Raw genomic sequence first — 22383 nt, 5'->3', positions numbered from 1 at the left:
GAGGTGCAGTGGCAATCTTTACGGACCCCATCAGGGAACACGCTGATTTCGGGCCGGGCGATGCCGAGTGGCTGCACCTGCTGGTGGGGGACTGGCAGATGGTGGCGGACCTGGCGTTCGCCGACCTGGCGCTCTGGTTCCCCCACCCGGACCATGGGTATATCGCACTGGCGCACGTCCGGCCGTCCACCACCCACACGGTCTTCCACGGGGACTTTGTGGGTGAGGGAATCCGGTCGGACCTGCAGCCGCTAGTAGACAAGGCGTGGAACAGCCGGGCTATCGAGCGCTCCAGCGAAACAAACTGGAGCAGCGACATGGCACTCCGGGTGGAGGCCGTGCCCATGGTCCGCAACGGCCGGACCCTGGCAGTGGTCACCACCCACATGGACCTGTCCAGCTCCCGGATGCCTTCCCGCCTTGAACTGACGTACCGGCAGTGTGCTTATGACCTGCTGCGGATGGGCACTCTCGGGCTGTGGCCGGACTTTGCCTCGCCCACGGGATCACGGCGCGGCGCCCCGCGCGTGGGGGACGGGCTGATCCGCCTCGACGCCGAGGGAGTGGTGCAGTACGCCAGCCCCAACGGGGTCTCCGCGTTCCGGCGCCTCGGTGACGGGGAATCCCTGGAGGGCCGCTCGCTCGCCGAGGTCACCGCAAGCCTTCTGAAGGACCGGCGTATGGTGGACGAGACCCTGCCACTGGTGGTCACGGGCAGGATGCCGTGGCGGAGTGAGATCGAGTCCCGCGGCGTCAGCTTGTCCCTGCGGGCCATTCCGCTCCGGGACGAACAGCAGCGCTTCGGCGCACTGGTCCTGTGCCGCGACGTCTCCGAGCTGCGGCGCCGGGAGATGGAACTGGTGACTAAGGATGCAACCATCCGCGAGATCCACCACCGTGTGAAGAACAATCTCCAGACTGTCGCCGCGCTGTTGCGGATGCAGTCCCGACGGATGGTCAGCGAAGAGGCGAAGCAGGGGCTTGAACAAGCGATGCGCCGGGTCGCCACGATTGCGCTGGTGCACGAGACCCTGTCCCAGGGGCTTACCCAGAGCGTCGATTTTGACGAGCTGATCGGACGCCAGTTCAGGCTTTCCGCGGAAGTTGCTTCTCCTTCCCAGCAGGTAAGGACCGAGCGGTCCGGCACGTTCGGTGAACTGCCGAGCGACCTTGCCACGCCACTGGCCCTCGTCATCAATGAACTCGTGACCAACGCGGTGGAGCACGGCCTGGAGGGCAGGGCGGGAACCGTGTGGCTCATTGCGGACCGTTCCGAGGGGGAAGACGGCGAGGACCTTACGGTGACGATCGCCGACGACGGCGTGGGATTGCCGGACACGCCCCACGTTGAGGGACTTGGCCTGCAGATTGTGCGCACGCTGGTGACCAGTGAACTGGGCGGCATCATCCAGTGGCTGCCGCGCGAGGGAGGCGGCACCGCCGTACAGATCCGGCTCAGCCTGGCCGGCAAGTAGACGTGGCAGGCGTGCCTCAGTTGGCGTCCGCTTGTATTAAACGGAAAGAGCCCCTGCCGCAGCTTGCGGAAGGGGCTCTTGCGTTGCTGTTAGGAAGCGCGGCGTGCGCGGGCTGCGCGGCGCTTGAGGGCGCGGCGTTCGTCTTCGCTCATGCCGCCCCAGACGCCGGCGTCCTGCCCGGACTCGAGTGCCCACTGCAGGCAGGTGTCTACGACCTCGCACCGGCGGCAGACGCTTTTGGCTTCCTCGATCTGCAGCAGGGCCGGGCCTGTGTTCCCCACGGGGAAGAACAGTTCCGGGTCCTTATCCAGGCACGCTGCGCGGTTACGCCAATCCATGCTGATCAGTTGCTCCATTTCTGGGAAGTGCTTCTTGTGAAATAATTCACTAGTAGCTACAAAGGAAAAGGGCCCGGCAGGGCCCCCTTGGTCATCTGAATCAAGCCTGTCATGTTAACGCTGTGTAAACAAGGGGTAATAACGCCCGATATCCCCGTAACGCTGAGCGATACATCACACTGCCCATGCTGGCCCTCACCAATGACCGACTATGTCCGGTAGGGTGCCAGTGTGTCAAGACCCCCGGAAGATCCCGAACCGCCGGCCTCCCCGAGGGGAGCGAAGCCCATACCCGGCCGCGATAGCGCCGGGGTAAGAGGAAGTGCTCCGCCGGCCGCCATCATTGTGGCGCTGATTGTCGCCGTTGAGGCGACTGCTCTTCTGGTCGCGGCAGGCTGGTATGGCTATCAACTGCTGGCCGGAAGCCCTGTCCTGTCCTTGTGGGGGGCGGTTTTCACCCTCGTACTCCTGCTTGCGTTCGCTGTTTGGCTTTTCGCCGTCGCGGTCTTCCTCTACCGGGGGTACCGCTGGACCCGTGCGGCTGCCCTTGTGGCCCAACTGTTCGTTCTCACCATCGGTTTCCCCACCCTCACCGGCGGCCTTGTCGCCGTCGGGCTGGCGATGCTCGTGCCGGCGGTAACGGCCACCCTGCTCCTGTTCCATAACAAGGTCATCAGCTATGCATCCCGGACCGGAAGCGCCCCGCCCGCATTGTAACGGGAAGTAGCCGTCCGGTAGCCGGCCTGCTCCTTTATGCCGGCACCGGAAGCCCATGCCACTTGGATGGCGTGGGCCCGTCCTGCGGAGATGAGCACCGCCCTGCCCGGGGGTGGAGCCGGTTCCACTTCGAATCGCACCCCAAACGCGTCGCCGTCTGCAACGGACGCCGGTCCAAGCAGCAGCGCCGTTCCGGCAGCACGGGAACCCATGACGGGCGGAACCCGCTGCAGGAGCAGCGGACTGTAGTCGGCAGTCAACACCAACGGCTTGCCGAGTGCCTGCAGCTCCGAGAGGTCACGCATGGCGGCCGGCGACAGTAGGTCTGCGTCGTCAGCGAGCAGCACAGCATCCCTGGGCAAGTCGCCGGCACGCGCAGCCGACAGTACCCTGGCCCATGGGTTGGCTTCCGGTATTCCAGAGTTTGGGCGGAGCCAGTGATGACCGGGGTTCAGTTCCTCCAACACCTTCAAGGTGTTGGTCTTGCCGCTGCCGGACCGACCGAGGACGGCGACGGTATTTGCGGAAGCCAGCCGAAGGTAAACAGGGGAAGGCTCGTCCCCGCCCACTCCAATGAGCAGGTCCTGCGGCGTCTGTCCGGGTGCAGCGTTTACAGGCCCGGCCGCAGGCGCTTGGAGGCCGCGCACCTGCGGCGCCGAGATCCGCAGGGGCAGCGGCTCCACCCGGAATGGCGGTGGTTCAGTGGGGCCAACGCCCGACGGACCGCCGGGCCAGTTCGGGCCGGGCGCCAGCCGGAACACCTGGCAAACTGCGGAATCACCGCCTGAAACCGGGCCGGAAGCCACGGCCCTGCTTTTGATTGCCATCGTGGACGGCAGACGGGGCCAGCCCGCCCTGCTGTCCTGGTTTGAACCGGCGGGAAAGTAGAGCCTGTTGGGTAAAGCCCCGCAGAACCTGGCGCTGACGAGCTCACGGTCACCCGAAATAACCACTGTGAGGCCCGCCCGGCCACCGTCCCGGACCACATCGTGCATGAGCTCCTCCGCCCACGCCAGGGGACCCGATCTAAAGGCCGACACCCACGAGCCCCAGCCGGAGACCACCACCACCAGGGGAACTGCCCCCTCCCCGGGCCTGCTGAGCCGGCGAATCATTTCCTGGGCTACGCGTTCCAGGATCCGCACTGCACGGCGAAGCTCATGAACACCGGTGGAAGCACCCACGCGCGGGTGCCTGGCCACGTCACTGAAGGATCCAGTGCCGTCGAGGACGTAGCAGTGCGCCGGCTCGGGGTGGGCCAGTAGACCCCGAAGCACCAGCTGCGCCGCTTCGTCGGTACCGGATTCGGGGGCGCCGATCAGCGCCAGGTGACTGTCGGCGTCCGGTCTCCAAACGAGCGGACGAACAGCTTGCACCTTCGGCAGGTCCGATGCTCCGAGCGTGATGGCCCAGACAGGGTCGCCGGAAGATGGGCTGTACCCGGTGGCATCCGCAGGAGGCTCAATGATCTCATCGGGCAGGGGAGGGGCGACCGGAACACGTGGCACAACTCCCTGCCGGGACGCCCATTCTTCACGAATCAATGCGATCAGGGGCGCAACCGCCTGCGCAGGAGTCTGCGGTTCCGTTTCTTCAGGCATGCCTGAAGAGAGATGGTCCGTAGTGAGCTGCACGGTGATGGTCCCGTCCGGGGTTGTCCGGGGGTGGACCAGATTTGTTGTTGCAGCCTGGAACTCCCGAGCTGGTTCCGTGCCCCGGGCCAGGAATGCCCGTCCCGGGGCATCAACGCCGATGGCCGCTGCCTCCTTGGAACCGATGATGTCAACGGATTCCATCTCCGACTGCACCCTCAGGGCGATGCTGGAGGTGACGTTGGCCCGGATATCAGCCGTCAGGGCTCCCTGCGGCCGCTGGGTCGCCATGACGAGGTGGATACCGAGGGATCTGCCGATGGATGCTATCCGCATCAGCTCGCGGATTACCTCCGGTGCATCGTCGACGAGCATCCGGAATTCGTCAATGATGATCACCAAGTGGGGAAGGGGGAATCGTTCGGCTTCCGCTGTGGACCTGTACCCGGCAAGGTCCGGAACCCGCGCGGCCGCCAGCGCTTCCTCACGCAACCGGATTTCCGCCCGCAGCGAGGTCAGCGTGCGTTCCAGTTCGTCCCTGTCCAGGTCGGTCAGCAGCCCCACGCAGTGAACCAGGCCGGTCAGCGGGCCGAGCCCGGAACCGCCCTTGAAATCCAGGAACAGGAAGTTGATGCGGTCGGGCGGATGGGTGAGTGCCAGTGCCAGGGTGAGGCTGCGCAGCAGCTCCGATTTGCCGGCCCCGGTGGTCCCGGCCACCAGCACATGCGGTCCATCGGCATGGAGGTCGAGCATCCTGGCCCCGTCCGCATCGAGTCCCAGCGGTGCGGCAAGGCCCGCTTCCCGGATACTCGAATCCCAGCGTGCAGCCACGTGGGCGGGCGACAGTGGCAGGACATCCTCCAGGGCGCAGGTGCCCGGGATTGGTTGCCTCCCAATGTTCCGCCGGCTTGGGGCAGTGGCAAGCTGCCGGCAAAATCCGTCAAAGACTTCATCCTGTGCCAGGTCGGCCACGAACCTGGTGTCTTCTCCCTGTCCGCGCAGCGTTGAGCCGTGGTGATGCAGGACGACGTCAACGTTGGGTGTGGCGGCTGCTGCCCTGGAATGGAATTCCAGGACCTGCCAGCCGTGCCGGAGCGCTTCTTCCGTGAGTATGGCGGCCGTCCTGCCGTCAGCGGTGGCGTCTGCCAGAAGGAGGACACCGTGCTCATAGCCGGGTGCGAATCCCTCCCTCAAGGAACCTCGGCAGGCCTCTGCTGCCACCATGAGGACGACATCAGGAAGATATCGCGCGGCCAGGGGGAGGCTCGTTGACTGCCCGTAGATGATGAGCCGCGTGCTCCTGCACAGGGGATATCCCGAGAGTTGCATGATGATGGACCTGATCATTCCGTCCCGGAGCGGTCTCGTCCCGAGGAAGACGGTCCGGGGGCGCAGCAGGTCGAAGGTAACCGGGACCGAGTCGACGGATGGGACGTCGAGGGCGGCGGCCGGCACCGTTGTGATATTGGCGTCCTGCTCCACCTCGCCCAGCCGCAGCCAGATGCCACCTTCATCGGGTGCGGCAGCACCTGCCCTGGTCCCATCCCGCAAGGCCAGAGCCATAGCCGCAAGCGAAGGTCCGGATGCCAGGCGCCTTTCCCGGTCCTGGGTCACCGCTTCCCTGACTGCCCTGGCGGTATCCCGCCGTTGGCGCCGTCCGGCAACAACGGGAACCAGGAGGACAAACGCCGAGGTGGCCGCGAAGGCCAAAAACATCCACATGCCCGTAAAGAGGGCCAGTCCGACGCCTATGGCCAGTGGGAGGGCAGCTGTCACAAGAAGGGCGGCCCGGTTTCCCGCATCCGCCCGTCCCGGGACAGCGATCGGTTCCTGTGCTGATGCTCCGGCCTTGGCCAGGGACTTGATCGGGACGTCGGCGAACATCAGGGACATGGTTGAATTACCGCACCTTATGGTTGATCCCGTGGAGAGGGCCGAGTACCGGATCCTCCCGCCGTCCACGTAGGTGCCGTTGGCGCTGTCCAGGTCCTCGATGAAGATGTCTTGGTCAGTCAGCGTAAGGCGCGCATGCTCCCGGGAAAGCTCAGCGTCCGGAATGACGATCCGTGTATTGCTCCTGCCCACGGTATATTCGCCGCGCTGCAGCGGTACGACGGTTCCGGCACCGGCACCAGTGTGGACGGCAAGGACAAGCCCGGCAGGATGGCCGCCGCAAGGACGGAACCGTTGCTTCCGGCGCATCGGTTCCGTGCCGCCGTCGACCAGTATTGCCCCTGTGACGAGGGGCGGGATCCCCAACCTGGCCGACTGCAGGTCCTCGCCGGCGACGGTGACCGTACCCGTTCCGAATTTCTTCGTGAGCTGCCGGCAGATCAGGGTGCCTGGAGCGCCGTCAGGGGCTTCGATCGTCAGCTCGAGCGGGTGGGGGGCCAGGCAGGACCCGGGTCCGCCCACCAGTGTGCAGTGCAGCCTCATAAGCACCGATCCTTCTTGCCGTTGATTCCACGCTAACCAGACGTGCCGGGTACCGCCCCCGCCGTAAGCCTCTATGTGGACAACTACGCGTGCCGAGCGCCGGTGGCGTGACCGGCCGCTGATTCGACGGGCGCCGCGATGCCTCGGGTAGGCTAGAACAGCAGACAATGCGCATCATTGCGCTGCCCGCATTCAAACCAGGAGATTTTGTGACCGCTGACCTTGTCATCGTTGGGTCTGGCTTTTTTGGCCTGACAATCGCAGAACAGGCCGCTACCGAGCTCGGCCTTAAGGTCGTCGTCATCGACCGCCGCCACCATATCGGCGGCAATGCCTACAGCGAGAAAGAAGAGCAGACCGGCATTGAGGTGCACCGCTACGGGGCGCACCTCTTCCACACTTCCAATGAGCGGGTGTGGGAGTACGTCAACCGGTTCACCACCTTCACGAACTACGTCCACAAGGTGTACGGGGTGCACAAGGGCGAGGTCTACTCGCTGCCGATCAATCTCGCCACGATCAACCAGTTCTTCCGCGCAAACATGACCCCGGGCCAAGCACGGGAGCTCATCCAGGAGCAGGCCGGTGAGCTCGCCGGTACAGATCCACAGAACCTGAACGACAAGGGCATCCAGCTGATTGGCCGCCCGCTGTACGAGGCCTTCATCAAGCACTACACGGGCAAGCAGTGGCAGACGGATCCGAAGGATCTTCCTGCCGGGATCATTTCGCGCCTTCCCGTGCGCTACAACTATGACAACCGGTACTTCAACGACAAGTACGAGGGACTGCCGACCAACGGCTACACGGCGTGGATCGAGAAGATGGCGGAGCACCCGAACATCGAGGTGCGCCTGAACACGGACTTCTTTGACGAGTCGCACGAGTACAGCAAGAACAAGGTTGTGGGCAACATCCCTGTCGTCTACACGGGACCTGTCGACCGCTACTTCGACTACGCCGAAGGTGACCTTTCCTGGCGCACCATCGATTTCGAGGAGGAGGTACTCGACATGGAGGACTTCCAGGGCACGTCCGTCGTCAATTACAACGACGCCGACGTCCCCTACACCCGCGTCATTGAACCCCGGCACTTCCACCCGGAGCGCGACTACCAGACGGAAAAGACCGTCATCATGCGCGAGTTCTCGCGCTTCGCGGAAAAGGGCGATGAGCCGTACTACCCGGTGAATACGACTGCGGACCGCGAGCGGCTGCTGAAGTACCGCGACCTTGCGGGCGCTGAAAAGGACGTCCTGTTCGGCGGACGCCTCGGAACCTACAAGTACCTTGACATGCACATGGCCATCGGGTCGGCACTGAGCATGTTCGACAACAAGATCCGGCCGCACTTCGAGAGCGGCGTCAAGCTGGAAAGCGGAGGCGTCGACGCATGAGTGCGGCGCCGGGCTGGTCAACACTTCAGAGGGTAATTTTCCCGCCGGAGTCGGGGGTGGACACTATGTCCCTCTATGCGGATGCCGGCCCGGCAACCGGGGTTCGCTTCAAGGAAAGCGATGAGTTCGCCAGGAACCCCAAACCCGTTGAACAGAAACTGCACCTCGTCGGTTCCAATACCCGCGAAGTGCACGTGGACGATCTGCTGTCGCGCCAATCAGTCCGGGTGCGGTCCGGGGAGCAGCTCTCCTTGGGAACATACTTCAACGCCTTTCCTGCCAGTTACTGGCGCCGCTGGACCCACCTTCGGGACATCCGCCTGGTGGTGGAGACGGCCGGGCGGGGATCCGTTACCGTCTACAAGTCAAATGCCCGCGGCACCATCCAACGCGTGGATGGTGCCAGGGTTGAGAATGACGCGCGCACCGAATTTGAGTTGTCCATCAAGCCGTTTGGCGACGGCGGGTGGTACTGGTTCGATCTGGCCTCCAGCGGGGGAGACCTCGTCCTCAAGGAGGCACGGTGGGAGGGCCCGCCGCCGGTGAGGACCGGGGAAACGGTGACAATCCAGATCACCACCATGGACAAGCCGGACTTTTGCCTGGCCAATGTCCGGACCCTCGCTGGCCATCCCGAAGCCTTGGAACTCGCCAAGGAAGTGATCATCGTCGACCAGGGCTCGCGGAAGGTTGCCGACCAGCCGGGGTTTGCGGAAGTAGCCGCCCTGCTCGGTCAGAAGCTCCGCGTCATCGACCAGGCTAACCTCGGCGGCTCCGGAGGGTTCGCCCGCGGCATGTACGAAGGCGTGGAAAACGGCAGCGACTACGTCCTCCTGCTGGATGATGACGTGGTCATGGAACCGGAAAGCATCATGCGGATGATGGCTTTTTCGGGCAGGTGCAAGAGCCCCACGATCGTCGGCGGACACATGTTCGACCTTTACAGCCGGAGCACCCTGTACTCGATGGGTGAAACCATAGATTCCCGCCGCTTCTCCCCAAGCCAGCCCCACCGGGATATGCAGATGCGGCACGACTTCAGCGTGTCCAACCTTCGGCAAACCCCCTGGCTGCACAGGCGGTTCGATGTCGACTACAACGGGTGGTGGATGTGCATGATTCCCACCTCCGTCATCCGGCAGGTTGGACTGCCCCTCCCGCTGTTCATCAAGTGGGACGATTCAGAATATGGCCTGCGTGCACGAGCCGCCGGATTCCGGACTGTGTCCCTGCCCGGGGCGGCGCTCTGGCATATCTCCTGGATCGACAAGGACGATCTTGTCGGATGGCAGGCATACTTCCACAACCGCAACAGGCTCATCACCGCACTGCTGCACAGCCCCCACCCAAAGGGCGGCAACGTTCTTCGTGAGTCCTTCCAGGAAGACGTCAAGCACCTCGTATCCCTCCAGTACTTCACGGTCCATAACCGGTTGAGCGCCAGGGCAGACCTGCTGGCAGGCCCCGGGCACCTCCATCCCTCACTGCACGGCAAGCTCGCCGAGATCCTGGCCCGCCGCGGCGCTTACTCGGACGCGCAGATGCTGGAGGACGTGGACGAATTTCCCCCTCCGGCACTGGGTGCCGGGCTGTCCACCTCCGTGGACATCCAAATGCCGGCCAAGAAGGACATGGTCCAGTGGGGAGTCACCACAGTGGCCCGGCAACTACTGAAGCGGCCTTCACGGGAATCCCTGGAACGCCCGCAGGCGTACCTTGCCCATATCGATAACCGCTGGTTCCGGATCGCGCACTACGACTCCGTGGTTGTGTCCAATGCCGAGGGAACCGCGGCGTCCTGGTATAAGCGTGACCCCCGGAAGCTCAGGGAGATGCTCAAGCAGTCGGCAAGCCAGCATGCCCGGCTGTACAAAGAGTGGGACGGCCTCGCTGAGGCCTATAAAACCGCCCTGCCGGAACTGGTCTCAATGGACTCCTGGCGCAGGACCTTCCAAGCAGCTGCCCCGGGGCAGGACCACGCTGGTGGCCCCGCCGCCAGGAGCGCTGCGGCTTCCAGCTGACTAAGCGCTGTGCGTATGCACGGCTGGCCGGGCAGTAGTAGCCGGCGTTGCCAGCCTGCTCCGCCAGGCAGGCGCTGCCGTCAATAGCCGGTACAGCAACGTTCCGCTGACGGCCAGCAGCACGAGGTAGGCGACGGCGAGCAGCTGCCAGGTACCCGGCGGCTGCCACTCCGGCTGGAACATCTCCGTCCAGTTGACGTGGTCCATGACGCCGATCGTGTAGCGCCGGAGTCCTTCCATGAACACATAAACGTGGGCCAGGGCTCCCAGCACCAAACCCCACCGCACCATGGACTTTGTCCACGGAGTGACCCTGAAGCGGCGGAAGCGGGTGGTCACTCCTGCAGCCAGGATCAGCGTGACAACCATCGCCAGAGTGTAACGGCCTTGCCAGATCCATCCCAGCTTCTCACTGGAACTGGCCTGCAGGGCCAGAGGGACCACGATGACGGTCAAAGTCAGCAAGGCCATCACCCAACGTCCCCGGACAGGGCGCGCCGTAAAAGCCAGGAAGAGCATGGCGCCGAATCCCAGGACCCATGCATAAACCGCAGCCGGTGGAGGCAGGGTGTCAATCCAGCCGAGAACGCCAACGTACTCGACCATGAAGAACACGGTCTTGTCCAGCATGGCAACAGCGGCTTCCTCAGCCGGTAACGGGGCACCAGCGAGCAGGCTGTCAAAGCTCTTGGCGGACAGCACCCACCACAGGGCAAACACGCTTGACAGGCCGACGGCCAGGACGGCCAGCTGGAAACCACGGACCGCAAGAGTTCGAATAAACGCTTTGATTCCGAAGCAGAGAATAGCGGACACAGCGGCGATTGCAAGCCAGAGCAGGGAAAGCGGGCGGGTATGGGCCAGCAGGCTCCCGGACAGCGCTGCGCTGACAAAGAGCAGCCTGTTACCAGGCATTCCGGCGGCAGTCCGCTCGAATATGGCACACAGGCTCATGAAGACAGCACCCGCTGCCGCGATCTCCAGGCCGTTCGGATTAACGGAGCCGGACAGGAAGAAGACAGCAGGAGTGAGGGCGATTGCACTGGCTATGACGGGCCGGTGGTAGTGGCGCAGCGACGATGCTGCGGACATTATCGCCCCGAGGAAAAACGCAACCAGCCATGCGCTGATAAGCCGCATCGCGTACAGTGCCGGCTCGCCACTGAGACCGCGGCTACCAAGTCCAACGATGGCGTAATACACCGGATTGTAGTTTCCAGCGGAAGTCTGTGCAGGTACCGGGCCTCGGTCTGACGCATCGATGGGCGGCGCGCACGCCGGAGTCAGATAGGGGTGATGGGCGAAGCACTTGTAGGCGTCGAGGCCGGCCACATAACCCGGAACGTTGACGGTCAGGCGTTCTCCCTGGACACCAGTACTGGCACCGCTGAACTGTCCCCTGGCGACGGCCGCAGCCTTGATGGCGTGTGCGGGTTCGTCGGGTATGGACATCAGGGGGGAAGCGAAGCTCCAAAGGGTCCCGATGCAACCGAACAGAAGCCAGGACACCAACAAAACGCGCAGCGGCGAAGGGCGTTTTCTGTCGGGCAGGGAGGAGTTGAGCGGGCGCCGCAGCGTCGGCGTGAGGGAATTTTGCATGATAGGTTTAACCATACTTTGGACGTACGGGGTTTAAATCTGTGCGCTCCAGCTTCTGGGGAGGATAACAACGATGCGCAGTTCTATTTCTGGTGCATCGTCGTCTCCTCAATCGCCTGTCGACGCGCCCCCTTCAGTTCCCGGGCTTGCCATCGGCCTGTACCAGAACGCTGTTGTCCGGTTCCTGTTTGTCGGCGGCCTTTCCTTCGCCCTTGATCTGGGGCTTCTTGCTCTGCTTCATGAGGTTTTCGGTGTGGCACTGTGGCTTGCGACACCTATCGCATTCGTCGTCAGCCTGGTGTTCAATTTCCTGCTGCAGAGAATGTTCACCTTCCGGGCCACCAACAAGGGCAGCGTTTCCGCCGTCAAGTACATCCTGCTGGTGATTGTGAACATCGCAGTCAGCGACCTCGTGGTGACCGGCTTCGATGCCATCGGCTGGTCCTACCTCATCGGTAAGGCATGTGCCACGGTCATGACCACGGTTTGGAATTACTTCTTGTACCGCCACTGGATCTTCAAGCGGGATTCCGGAGAATAACGCTGCTGCTGACTGGCGGGTCCTTCTGAACACGCCAGAAGTTGCTCCTCCAGCTCCACCGGCCAGGTACCCCGTGACTTTAAGTGGTCAGACGGCTGGGGACTAGATTCCTGCCCTGAGGCCAAGCCCAGACGAATCCGAGACCGTACCGCCGGACGACACAAAGAAGCCCCCTTTACCAGGGTAAAGGGGGCTGTAGCTTTGTACGCCGTCCGCCGAGGAGGACGTTTTGTCTCCTCCTCGCAGGGGATTGGAACCTAGGACTGGCCCGGTCCTGCTGATACCCCGGATCCGGAAGTAATACGGTCCCCGGTAGTCGCGGGGGTGATAGTCCCTCCGCCCATCTGCGGCTGTTCATGCTGCCCGCCCGCCCTGAGCCGTCCCAGGCCCTTACCGCCAGCAGCGGCAGCCCGGACAATAAGCGGCTGGCCCGGGTGGAGGTAGCGGAACAGGAGCAGAACTCCGGCAGCAGTGACCAGCAGATAGGCCGCCGTCAACGTGAACCACCCGAGGGGCGGCTGCCAGTCCGGTGAAGAGAAGAGCGTTTGCCAGTTGGCAATCTCACTGATTCCCACCACATACCGGCGGAGAACGTAAACGAACGTCAGGGTGTGGCAAAAAACAATCAGCCAGAACAACACCCGCGAAATGTGCACTGCAACCGGGGAGGTCGGGAATCGAAGCTTCCGGAGCCCCAAGCCAACACTGACGAACAGCACGACGACGAGCGGCAGCGTATACCGGCCCTGCCAGATGAATCCCATGCCGCGCCACAGGGCCGTTTGCAGCAGCGCAGGGACCAGGTAGAGCATGGCCAGGGCCACCCAGTAGCCCGTCCAGTTGCGGAGGGGGCGGACGCAGAAGGGGACAATTAGCGCTGCGACCATCAGACCGCCCCAGACAAGCGTCACCAGTTCCGGTGCCGGGGTGTCCAGCCATCCCATGGTGCCTATGTACTGCGGGAAGAAATCGTAGGTCCGGTCAAGCATGATCATGAAGCCGCGGTAGAGGGGGGCATCCGGGTGCGGATTCGCGATTCCCTCAGGTGCCACGCCTACGTTCGCCGGCCCGTTGGCTGCAACGTACATCCAAAGGAATCCCAGCAAAGCGCCCGGGACGGCCACCGCGACGGCGGTCAGCACACGTCTGTCGGTGAAAACAGCGAGCGTGCGGCGCAGCCGGAACGAACAGACGCCGACGATCAGGGCACACAGCAGCCATACAAGGGAAATCTGCCGTGCGTTTGCCAGTACCACCGTTGCGGCCACGACAGTTGCAAGCGCAGGCAGGACCAGTCTTGTGTTGCGCCAGTTGTCCAGCACCACAACGAAACCGGCAAAGGCTGCCATGGTGGCTGCGATTTCGAGGGAATTCGGGTTGATGCCTCCTCCAAGGAACAGGATCATCGGAGTCATGGTGAGGGCCGCGACAAGGACGGGATATTTGGGGCGCCGCAGTTCTGTCAGGGCGGTGAACCCGGCGGCAAAGAACAAAGCACAGAGCGCCGCGCTGACGAGCCTCATGGCATAGATCGCGGGGGCACCGGACATGAACAGAGTGGGAAGCCCAACCACCCAGTAGTACATCGGATTGTAGGAGCCGGCGGAGGTTACGCCGATATTCGTGAAAGTGTCGTCCGCATAGACCGGCGCTGCGCAATCGGCTGCTTGTGCCCGGTTGAATTTATAGCAGCTTTGGGCATGAAGGCTGGCGATGTAGTTAGGGACCCGGACATGGACGCCGTGGCCGAAGGAAGTACCTTCTTCCACCAGGACCTGGCCCCGTACCACCGCGGCGGCCTTGATCGTGTGCGCGGGTTCATCGGGCGACCCCATAAGCGGGGTGGCAACCGCCCACAGCCCGAACAACAGGGCAAAGATTGTGGCCAGGAGCCCGAACGTCGGCAAGGGACGTGGAAGTCCGCGTCGGACGTTGTTGAAGAAAAGGGTCATTGTCCGTCTCCATTGGTGCCGATCAGTGCACGGGCTTCGCTTACTGCTGTCTTGCTGGGTGACATGACAAAGGCGAAGGCGTTGGCGTTCTTCTGCGCGTCTTCGCTCAGGAGGCTCTGGCCCAGGGACCGGCTCAAGCGCGTCAAGGCGGGCTCGGAGTATTCCCGGCACATATGTACATAAATCACGGTGCCCAACGCGTAGCCGGAGGCCCCGTCCAATTCCTGCACCACCCCGTGCGGGGACGAGTCCACATCCCCGGTAGTGACGGCGTCGACGACGGAGGAGGCCTGGAGCCGCCTCGGCTTGCCGTCAAAGACGAGTTGCGCTGCTGTGAAGCGGTTGCCGATGATGCTTCCGTCGAGGATGGAAATCCCGCCGTTGGTATCATCCAGCTTGTCTGCGAGATCCAGTGGCGGCGACGATACCTGCCCTATAACCGTGGACGGCCAAGTGTCCTGGGAATCCGGCTCCCACGCAACACCTGCCTCCCGGGTGAGGTAGTCATTCACCGGACGTACCGTATCCGAAGGACCTTCCGGTGCAATGACCGTGATTTCAAGGTCGGGGAGGTCCGTTCCGGTATTCAGGCCAAGGATTCGGGGATCGTTCCAGCGCGTGATTTCACCCTGCAGGATGGCGGCAAGGGTGGGGGCGTCCAGCACCACGTCATTGACGCCCTTGATTTTGATGGCTACGCCTACAGGCAAAACCCCCGCCGCCACCGATATGGCACCGCCAGGCGCGCACATGCCGCGAACAGCTGTGGCTTCCTGCGGGGTAAGTGGCGCGGAACCCACCGCGAAATGTGCCTGTCCGTCCTGGAGGGCTTTGAGCCCGGCTGCGGAACCGTCGGGCGAAAAGCTCACCGAGGTGCCTTTAACAGCACTGCCCCATGCCAGGCCCCATGCGCTGACTGCGCCCTGGGCAGCGTTGCTGCCGATTCCGGTAAGGGCACCTTGGACAGTGCCCGGGGGAGTGGTGGCACACGCAGACAGGGACAAGAGCCCCGACAACAAGGCGGCAGCCTTTATTTTTGCTCGGAGAGAAACGGGAATCACCCTTTCAGCCTAGTGCCCGTGCCACGGAAGTTGAGGCAGGCCAACGTTCGATGGTGCACGGGGTTTGTCATGCGCACGCCGTAATTTCGTACAGCCGGGCAGAGGAGCCTTGTGAGTCGACCATGGTGAAGCCGGGAGCATTCCCGATGTCGGTGACGCCTGGATACTCCCGGGATCCGGGGAGATTTAGCAGGTATCGGCTCCCGAAGTCCAACACGTACCGTACGTTCTTGCTTTTCAATGCTTCGCACATCCGGGCATCATCCGGTGTGTCCTTCAGGTGTTCATCAATCAGGATTGCGTCCTGGTCCTTTTCCGCGAACAGGTGGGCGGTCAAGACCCGCCGGCCTGTGTAAGCGTAGGCAAGGGAACTGCCGTTCCACGGATTGTCGGCTACTACCGCATCGGCAGGAACATGATGTGGGAGACGCCTTAACAGCGCGAGCTCATCCGGGGTCAGCAGCTCTGAGGCCGCGTCGAACCGGTAAACAGTGGAGGCACCGCCAATATAGTGCGTGACCGGGCCGGCGAATGTCGCCAGCAGTGCGAAGACAACGGAAGCGAGTACGGCCCCGGCAACCGCTCCCCGGTTAGCCAGCCAGCGCAACCGCCGCTCCAGCGTGCCGTGCAGGCGGCGGGCAGCAGCGGAGTTCCGCCAGGAATCCCAGAGACGCAGGCCGCCCACAACTGCAAGCGGGGTTGCGAACAGCGGCAGCAGGGCAGCAAGCCGGTAGGTGTCCTGGTACCAGGTGCCGATGAGGGCATCGCGCAGTGCACCCTTGGGAAACGAAGCGGCCACCACGTACAGCGCACCAACGACGCCGTAACAGGCTGCCAGCCAACGCAATCTTCGGGTTTGGAAGACTGTGAGCAAACCGGCAACCGAGAGAATGGCAACAACCAGCGCCGGTATGGCCGATTGCATGGGGCTTACAGTCAGGATTTCCCCGACGGCGGCGCCCGGCTTCACCGTCGGACCCCAGTTGTCGTAGGGGGCAGGGCGCAATTTCAACCAGAAAGCGGCTGCCACCACAAGGGTGAGCAGGGTCCCGCCGATGAAGAGCCATGCCCGCAGGACGCTGGCCTGGAACTTGGTGTTCCTCGCCAGGTGCCACCAAAGCAGCCCGAGAATCGGAAAACTCACGGCGATGGTCGTGTTGATCGAACTGGTGTGTGCAAAGGCAAGTCCCGCCAGCGCGAGGAACAGTGCCGAGACCCAGCTGCGCAGCGGGTCGGTCCGCGTACGGCCAAGCCGGGCGACTGCCGCAAGGCAGGCTATGACCGCCGGCATCATGCTCAGTGCCAGCGCATACGGAAACAACGGACCCCAGACGATCATGAGGAACGGGAAGGCGACCTGGGCCGCAGCGATCACTGACGCCACCACGAGGGCGGCGGGCCGGCGCGAGATGGTCTTAGCCACCAGGAACAGGCACGACGCCGGCCAGAGGATGGCCGAAAGGACCAGGTTGAGCACGTTCTGCGACGTAGGAATGTCGACGGCGGCCAGCTGGACCAGGAGCGCCGCGAACGAATGCCACGCGGCAGGGTACACGGCATCGAAGCCGGAGACGCCTTGGAGCGACGCGAGATTCAGGGACGAAGCGTTGCCGGTGTCCAGGATGTACCGGATGGCGTTCAGATGGAAGACGTTGTCGAAAACCTGGGACGGGTGCTCCGGTGAGCCGACCAGTTGGACGAAGCGCCAGGTAATAGGGACAGTGGCAAGGGCCATGGCAGCGAAAGGCAACCACTGCCGCCGGGGAGGCGCGCCCGCCATCCGCCGGCGGAGACCTCGTGTGACCAGCAAGGCGGCGCCGGCAAGCAGGGCCGTCACCGCGGCAAACGGCAGGACGCTCCACGGGATGCCGAGCATCCCGGCGAGTACTCCCGCAAGTCCGGCAGCCGCCGTCGACAGAAGCGGTGCAAGGCCGAGGATGCCGCCCAGCCGGAATTTCAGGCATGCCGCCACTACAGCACCGGGGATATAGAACAGAAGGATGGTCACTACCACCGCGGGAAGGATACCGATCCAGCTCACGAAGGTACTTCCTCGGTCCTGTCCTCCTGCGCCTTGTCCCGGAGGAGCTGCAGGACCGCACGCAGCTGTATGGCTGTGACCGCTATTTCGCCGATCGCCAGGCCAAGGGCGCCGCCCGGGCCGCCCATGAGGCCGGAAAGGATGATCATGGCGGGCAGGCCCACCACCGCGCCGGTGATGGTGCTGGAGAATACAACGCGCATCCGCTTCGCCGGCACCAGCCAATGGGCGCCGGTGGATGTTGTCACGCAGACAAGCAGGAATGACAGGCCAAACCAGAAACACGTCCAGAAGTCGGCGGCCAATGCTGAACCGAAGAGCAACGCACTGGCCCAAGGTCCCAGCAGGGCCATAATTAACCAGCCGGTAAGGCCCAGCCCGGTAAGCGCCATAAGCGAGAACTTCCTGCGGTGCCGGTGGTCAGCACCGAACTCGCTCACCCAGCCCTGGAGGCTGTTACCCAGGGCTGCCGTGGCAAGTTGCCCGATACGGTAAAGCTTCTCTGCAGAGACGAAGGCGGCCAAGCCGGCGGCTGAAGCGGCAAATTGCACCACCAGCACAGGCGTGGAGGCGTAGGCCCCGGCGGCGACGGTAATACCTGCGCCGGCCCGAAGTCCCCAGATTTCTTTCAGCACGACGGGCGGAGTGAGTCCTTTGAAATCCTCGCGGTTCGAATGGTCTTTGTTGAACCACAATGTTCCTGCCAAACCCAGTGCCAGCAGCACCAGGGGGTAGAGGTAGATCTCACCCGTTGCGAACAGCAGCGGTATGACGCCAAGGGTGGCAATCATCCGCGGAACTACGTCGTACTTTGCTATCCGTCCCGCATGTCCGGTCGCAATGCAGTACCAGGCCGGGGTGAGGCCGGACGCAGCCTGGGCGCATGCCATCAGGAAGGCGACCCAAAACTGGTTGGTGCCACTGGTGAAGATCAGGGCGAGCGCCATAAGGGGCACAATGCAAAGGAACATGAAGGAACGGGTCACGAAGCTGACCGCGTAATGCCGCCGTCGTATGTGCTCTTCCTGTGCCGATGCCACGGCAGCCGGTCCCGTGAGCGGCCATCCCAGTGCTATGACGATGGCGGCAATGGCGCCCACCGCCTGGCCGACGGCAAGGGAGTTCCAAGCCGGGGCGCCACCCACGCGTGCAATGATCGGCAGAAGGATGAACGACGCCAGCGAACCCAGCAGTGGCAGCCCGGCGAACGCTGCGATCCTTTTGATCATGCCCGTCCCCCTGGCCCGGGGCACGCACTACAGGTAGTCATACGCATCCTTGCCAAGCCGGCCCCGCACAAAAACATCTTCCACTTCGCTCTTGAACCTGGAGCGCTCGTTGAGGATGGCCGTCCGGTAGGTGTCCTGCTTTGCCACCTCGGCGTCAAAGTTGTCGATGAGTTGGGGAAGCATGGCTGCAGCTGCCGGCACTTCCTCGCGGCCCGGCGTGATCTTGTGTTCCCAGGGAACAGGAACATCCGCATAGAAGGCCCCCGAACCCCTGCGGGCCACCACAGTAAGTGCACCGGACAGGGCCGCCTCGCGGGGCATCCGGTCCTTGCCCGGGTGGTGCCCCAAATCGAGGTAGATACCGCATCCCTGCAGTGTTGCCACAACCTCGGACCTGGTCATCCCCGCGATGGGGCGCCACTCGATGGAGGAGGGGCACTGCGCCTTCACGGCCTCAATAAGGTGTCCGCCCTTAGCCGGGTTGTAGGTGACCAGCTGCCGGTTGCGCGGCGACTCGGGCTTGCTTTGGAACTCGGCGTTTGGCGTGTAGTCGGAAAGCAGAGAGGGTACGACGTCCAGGCGCGTGGCGATGAAGGCCCAGGCGTAGGACGACTGGACCAGGTGGACCACATCCCGGTCCTTCCGGAGCATGCCGGGGTTCACCCTGTTCTTCCACATCCGCGCGTAGGGAACAGCGCCTTCTTTCGCCTTGTCCAGCAGCCCGGAGGCGTTGCGCTGCCACATCCTCTCCGCCATGAACGTGAGCGAGTTGTCGATGCTCAGCCACCAGCACATGCGCCGTGCGAGCTTAACTTTCGGCATTTCATAGATGTAGGTTTCCGGGAAGACAACCACGTTTTCCGGCGCGTCCACGATTTCAGGAGCCTCGGGCGCGTTGTAGACGCTGTACTGCTCCACCCGCGAATTGTGGGCCGTGTGGGGATGCGGAACCAGGTAGGCATCCTGCCCAAGCTCCCGGAGCATATCCACGAGCTGGTGAAGGGCTTCGGGGCCTCCGGTCCTTAATCCCTTGTGGTAGAGGACGAAGATTTTTCCTGAAGTGGTGGTCATGACTGGTCTTTCGGTCTCGGCCGGGCCAGGGCACTGCTGAATGGTGGAATATTGCTACCGCAGCCGGGCGGCGAGGGAGTCGTCGATCTTGCCCATCCTCTGGCGGAGAGCATCGCGAACGCCCGCCAGCGCGGCGACGAGGTGCTTTTTCCGGTTGGGGCCAAATCCGAACCTGACAACATGGCTCTGGATCTCCATGTAGATCCGGCGGAGGACCCACGTCGGCTGTTTCAGGGCGTAACGGCGGGCGAGAATCAATGAGTTGCGTGTGATGTAGTACACGCGGAACGGTGCGTGGTAGTAGACATAGAGTTTCTTGGAGCCCACCCGTGCATGCCAGCCAAGGATCTTCATTGGACGTGCATTGCCCAGGCTGTGCTCCAGGTCGCAACCCTTCCCAGCCAGGGCGCGCAGTCCACGCTCCCGGAGCCGGGCATTGAATTCTGAATCCACGCAGTCAATGAAGAAGCCCTCGTCGAAAAAACCTATGGCCTTGAACGAGCTGCTGCGCACCAGGGTGCCGCTGGTCATCGGATCGAAAATCTGGGGTTCGTCCTGGCTGCCCCAGGTTGGCAGGGGGATATTGTTGTGTGATTCAGCGCAGACCATCCCTACCGTTTCCGGTTCATGGGAGTTACAGGCCGTAGCCAACGCCGAAGCCACATAGTCGCCGGTGAACCGCGAGTCCTGGTCCATGGTCACAACCCATTCAGGATTCCAGCGGGAAATGGCTTCCTTGATGCCGACGTTCAGCGCGCGCGCAATCCCGGAATTGGTGCCGAGCCTGATGACAACAGCACCCGCCCGCTCCATCTCTTCCAGCGACTGTGAGACGTCGCTGGGTGAACCATCGTCGACCACCACCACGTGCTCAACAAAGCGCAGGAGCCAGGTGACGTTGGCCACGTTTTCCGGGCCGGGGTTGAACGCCGAAACGACTCCGCACACGTCCCGTGACGGCTGGGTTGCTGCAAACTCTTCGGGCGCCATCACGCTGCCCTGGCCCGCCACGCGCGCCGGACCGCCTCATAGACGTTGCGGAGGAAGACGATCCGCGCCTTCAGGATCTTGGACGCGGAACGGATGCCGTGTGGGGTCAGGTTTTCACCGTGTAAACGATGCAGGATGGTGTCTTCTTCCAGGTAAACGATGGAGCGGTTAACGTTGCCCACTGTGGCCAGCCATTGGTCGTGGGACTCTTTCATGTACGGCGGGAAAGGCAGTACCTGCTGGAGGAGCCTGTGCCGCACTGCCATGGCGCATCCCCAATGAAGCCGGTACCCGATCAGGATGCCGAGGATGTTGCGGACGGTGTGTGATGAATCTTCGGGCCGCAGGCGGATCTCATGGAATGGTCCCAGGGGCCCATCGAAGTGTTTGCAGTTGCTGACCACCATGTCCTTGCCGTCCATGGCCGAGATCATGCGCTCCACCCGGCCCGGCAGCCACACGTCGTCCTGGTCCGAAAGGAAGACGAACTCGCCGCGGGCCTCAGTGAGGGCCCACTCGAACGTACGCACGTAGCCGTTGTTCCGCTCCGCCTGGATCAGCCGGATCCGCGGGTCGTTCATTCCGGCCACAATGGCCGGCGTTTCGTCGGTGGAACAGTCGTTGACGACAATCAACTCGTCGCGGGGTCCGATTTCCGCCAGGATTGAGTCGATTTGTTCCTTGATGTGGCGGGCGCCATTATATGCCGCCATGCACACGCTGACGCGCGGGTTTGGGGCGGATGCGGGCTCCATAAGTTTCTCCTCGTGCCTCCGGGCGGTGCCAGCGGGGCGGGCAGGTCCCAAGCAGTCTAGCAAGCTGCGCTTGCCGGGAAGGACGCGGGTGCCGGTCAACTATACTCGAGGGGACGCAGCCGCCGAGCTCTTCGAGCGGAAACCACGGAAGGAACCTCAGGTCCATGACCGTTGACGTAATGTTGCCGTACTACGGCGATGTCCATCAAATGAAGCTCGCCGCCCGCAGCGTGATGAATCAGGAGAACCAGGACTGGCGGCTTGTTGTCATCGACGACGGGTACCCCGATCCGGAACCCGAACGCTGGTTTTCAACCATCACGGACCCCCGCGTCACGTACATGAAAAACGAGCAGAATCTCGGTGCCAACGGTAACTACCGCAAGGCACTGACCCTGGTCGAAGCACCCTATGTGGTCATCATGGGTGCCGACGACATCATGCTCCCCAACTATCTGGACGTTGTGGTCAGCGCCTTTGAGGAATACCCCAAGGCAGACGTCGTCCAGCCGGGTGTCCAGGTGATCGACGAACAGGGTATTGCCTGCACCCCCCTGGTGGATGCAGTGAAGAAGGTCTATGCCCCGAAGACCAGTGAGCGCATCGAACTGAAGGGGGAGGCAATGGCAACCAGCCTCGTCCGCGCGGACTGGGCTTACTTCCCCTCGCTGGCGTGGCGTTCGGAGACGGTGAAGCGCATCGGCTTCACCGAAGGCCTGGACGTGGTCCAGGACCTCGCACTCCTGCTGGATATCGCTGCCGAGCACGGCTCCATGGTTGTGGATCCGGTCCTGGCATTCCTGTACCGCCGGCATTCGGCGTCTGATTCATCGGTGCGTGCATTGGATGGCAGGCGGTTTGATGAGGAGCGGCGCTTCTTCCAGGAGCAGGCCGAGCGTTTTGGCAAGTTGGGCTGGAAGGGAGCTGCCCGGGCTGCAAGTTTCCACACGACATCCCGGCTCAACGCCGCTTCCCTGATCCTGAAGTCGGTCCAGAAGGGCAAGTTCGATTCGCTGCCCCGCCTCGCCAAGCACATTGTGAGCTAGAGGTCGCAAAGAAAAGGGACGCCCATTGAACTGGTCCCCGAAAGTTGGACTGGGTAAGTAAGAGCCTAAGCCGCGAGGGCCTGAGCACGGTATTGCACCGGGCTCAGGCCCTCGAGCTTTGT

16 protein-coding genes are annotated in these 22383 nt (G+C 63.1%); 6 read left to right on the top strand and 10 right to left on the bottom strand.

Annotated elements, in window-relative coordinates:
• Positions 1-8: 8 nt before the first annotated feature.
• The gene (locus AC5RT3_RS17555) at positions 9-1475 is read left to right on the top strand and encodes a sensor histidine kinase (RefSeq protein ID WP_494124775.1); all 1467 of its coding nucleotides are present in this window, start codon (positions 9-11) and stop codon (positions 1473-1475) included.
• Positions 1476-1564: 89 nt separating this feature from the next.
• Here the strand turns inward: AC5RT3_RS17555 and AC5RT3_RS17550 are convergent, their stop codons facing one another.
• Positions 1565-1813, bottom strand: coding sequence for a WhiB family transcriptional regulator (locus AC5RT3_RS17550; RefSeq protein WP_009356837.1), 249 nt, complete (start codon positions 1811-1813; stop codon positions 1565-1567).
• Between the two features lie 231 nt (positions 1814-2044).
• On the opposite strand from AC5RT3_RS17550, the gene AC5RT3_RS17545 reads away from it, so the two are divergent.
• Positions 2045-2530, top strand: coding sequence for a hypothetical protein (locus AC5RT3_RS17545; RefSeq protein ID WP_494124774.1), 486 nt, complete (start codon positions 2045-2047; stop codon positions 2528-2530).
• Here the strand turns inward: AC5RT3_RS17545 and AC5RT3_RS17540 are convergent.
• Entirely contained in the window at positions 2491-6558 is a 4068-nt protein-coding gene (locus AC5RT3_RS17540) for an FtsK/SpoIIIE domain-containing protein (RefSeq protein ID WP_494124773.1), read from the bottom strand. The two genes, AC5RT3_RS17545 and AC5RT3_RS17540, sit on opposite strands and share 40 nt — an antisense overlap.
• 209 nt (positions 6559-6767) lie before the next feature.
• Between AC5RT3_RS17540 and glf the strand changes: the two genes are divergently transcribed.
• Together glf and AC5RT3_RS17530 are read left to right on the top strand one after the other, a co-directional pair.
• Positions 6768-7955, top strand: a complete 1188-nt coding sequence (gene glf, locus AC5RT3_RS17535) for a UDP-galactopyranose mutase (protein ID WP_494050826.1) — start codon at positions 6768-6770, stop codon at positions 7953-7955.
• Complete coding sequence (locus tag AC5RT3_RS17530; RefSeq protein ID WP_494124772.1) at positions 7952-9976, top strand: glycosyltransferase; 2025 nt, start codon at positions 7952-7954, stop codon at positions 9974-9976. The genes glf and AC5RT3_RS17530 overlap by 4 nt, the downstream gene beginning before the upstream one ends.
• Here the strand turns inward: AC5RT3_RS17530 and AC5RT3_RS17525 are convergent, their stop codons facing one another.
• A complete protein-coding gene (locus AC5RT3_RS17525; RefSeq protein WP_494124771.1) occupies positions 9977-11575 on the bottom strand; it encodes a DUF2142 domain-containing protein in 1599 nt (532 codons plus the stop codon).
• A 73-nt stretch (positions 11576-11648) separates the two neighbouring features.
• On the opposite strand from AC5RT3_RS17525, the gene AC5RT3_RS17520 reads away from it, so the two are divergent.
• Positions 11649-12116 (top strand): GtrA family protein, encoded by a 468-nt coding sequence (locus AC5RT3_RS17520; RefSeq protein ID WP_494124770.1) that lies wholly within the window; start codon positions 11649-11651, stop codon positions 12114-12116.
• A gap of 257 nt (positions 12117-12373) precedes the next feature.
• On the opposite strand, the gene AC5RT3_RS17515 is transcribed toward AC5RT3_RS17520, so the two are convergent.
• The 7 genes from AC5RT3_RS17515 to AC5RT3_RS17485 form a co-directional block, all read right to left on the bottom strand.
• Positions 12374-14068 carry a DUF2142 domain-containing protein gene (locus AC5RT3_RS17515; protein WP_494124769.1) on the bottom strand — a complete coding sequence of 565 codons (1695 nt, stop codon included), beginning with the start codon at positions 14066-14068 and terminating at the stop codon, positions 12374-12376.
• Positions 14065-15129 carry a substrate-binding domain-containing protein gene (locus AC5RT3_RS17510; RefSeq protein ID WP_494124768.1) on the bottom strand — a complete coding sequence of 355 codons (1065 nt, stop codon included), beginning with the start codon at positions 15127-15129 and terminating at the stop codon, positions 14065-14067. The genes AC5RT3_RS17515 and AC5RT3_RS17510 overlap by 4 nt, the downstream gene beginning before the upstream one ends.
• A gap of 67 nt (positions 15130-15196) precedes the next feature.
• Positions 15197-17170, bottom strand: a complete 1974-nt coding sequence (locus tag AC5RT3_RS17505) for a DUF6541 family protein (protein ID WP_494124767.1) — start codon at positions 17168-17170, stop codon at positions 15197-15199.
• Positions 17167-18399, bottom strand: a complete 1233-nt coding sequence (locus AC5RT3_RS17500) for a lipopolysaccharide biosynthesis protein (RefSeq protein WP_494124766.1) — start codon at positions 18397-18399, stop codon at positions 17167-17169. The genes AC5RT3_RS17505 and AC5RT3_RS17500 overlap by 4 nt, the downstream gene beginning before the upstream one ends.
• A 27-nt stretch (positions 18400-18426) precedes the next feature.
• Positions 18427-19470, bottom strand: a complete 1044-nt coding sequence (locus tag AC5RT3_RS17495; RefSeq protein ID WP_494124765.1) for a hypothetical protein — start codon at positions 19468-19470, stop codon at positions 18427-18429.
• Between the two features lie 54 nt (positions 19471-19524).
• Positions 19525-20481 (bottom strand): glycosyltransferase, encoded by a 957-nt coding sequence (locus AC5RT3_RS17490; RefSeq protein ID WP_494124764.1) that lies wholly within the window; start codon positions 20479-20481, stop codon positions 19525-19527.
• Positions 20460-21215 carry a glycosyltransferase gene (locus tag AC5RT3_RS17485; RefSeq protein WP_494124763.1) on the bottom strand — a complete coding sequence of 252 codons (756 nt, stop codon included), beginning with the start codon at positions 21213-21215 and terminating at the stop codon, positions 20460-20462. Before AC5RT3_RS17485 ends, AC5RT3_RS17490 begins: the two co-directional genes overlap by 22 nt.
• 164 nt (positions 21216-21379) lie before the next feature.
• Between AC5RT3_RS17485 and AC5RT3_RS17480 the strand changes: the two genes are divergently transcribed.
• Positions 21380-22261 carry a glycosyltransferase family 2 protein gene (locus AC5RT3_RS17480; RefSeq protein WP_494050815.1) on the top strand — a complete coding sequence of 294 codons (882 nt, stop codon included), beginning with the start codon at positions 21380-21382 and terminating at the stop codon, positions 22259-22261.
• The last annotated feature ends 122 nt before the right edge of the window (positions 22262-22383 follow it).

This window comes from Arthrobacter sp. Y3221159, assembly GCF_059089885.1.
This window is presented reverse-complemented; position numbering and strand designations above follow the sequence as displayed.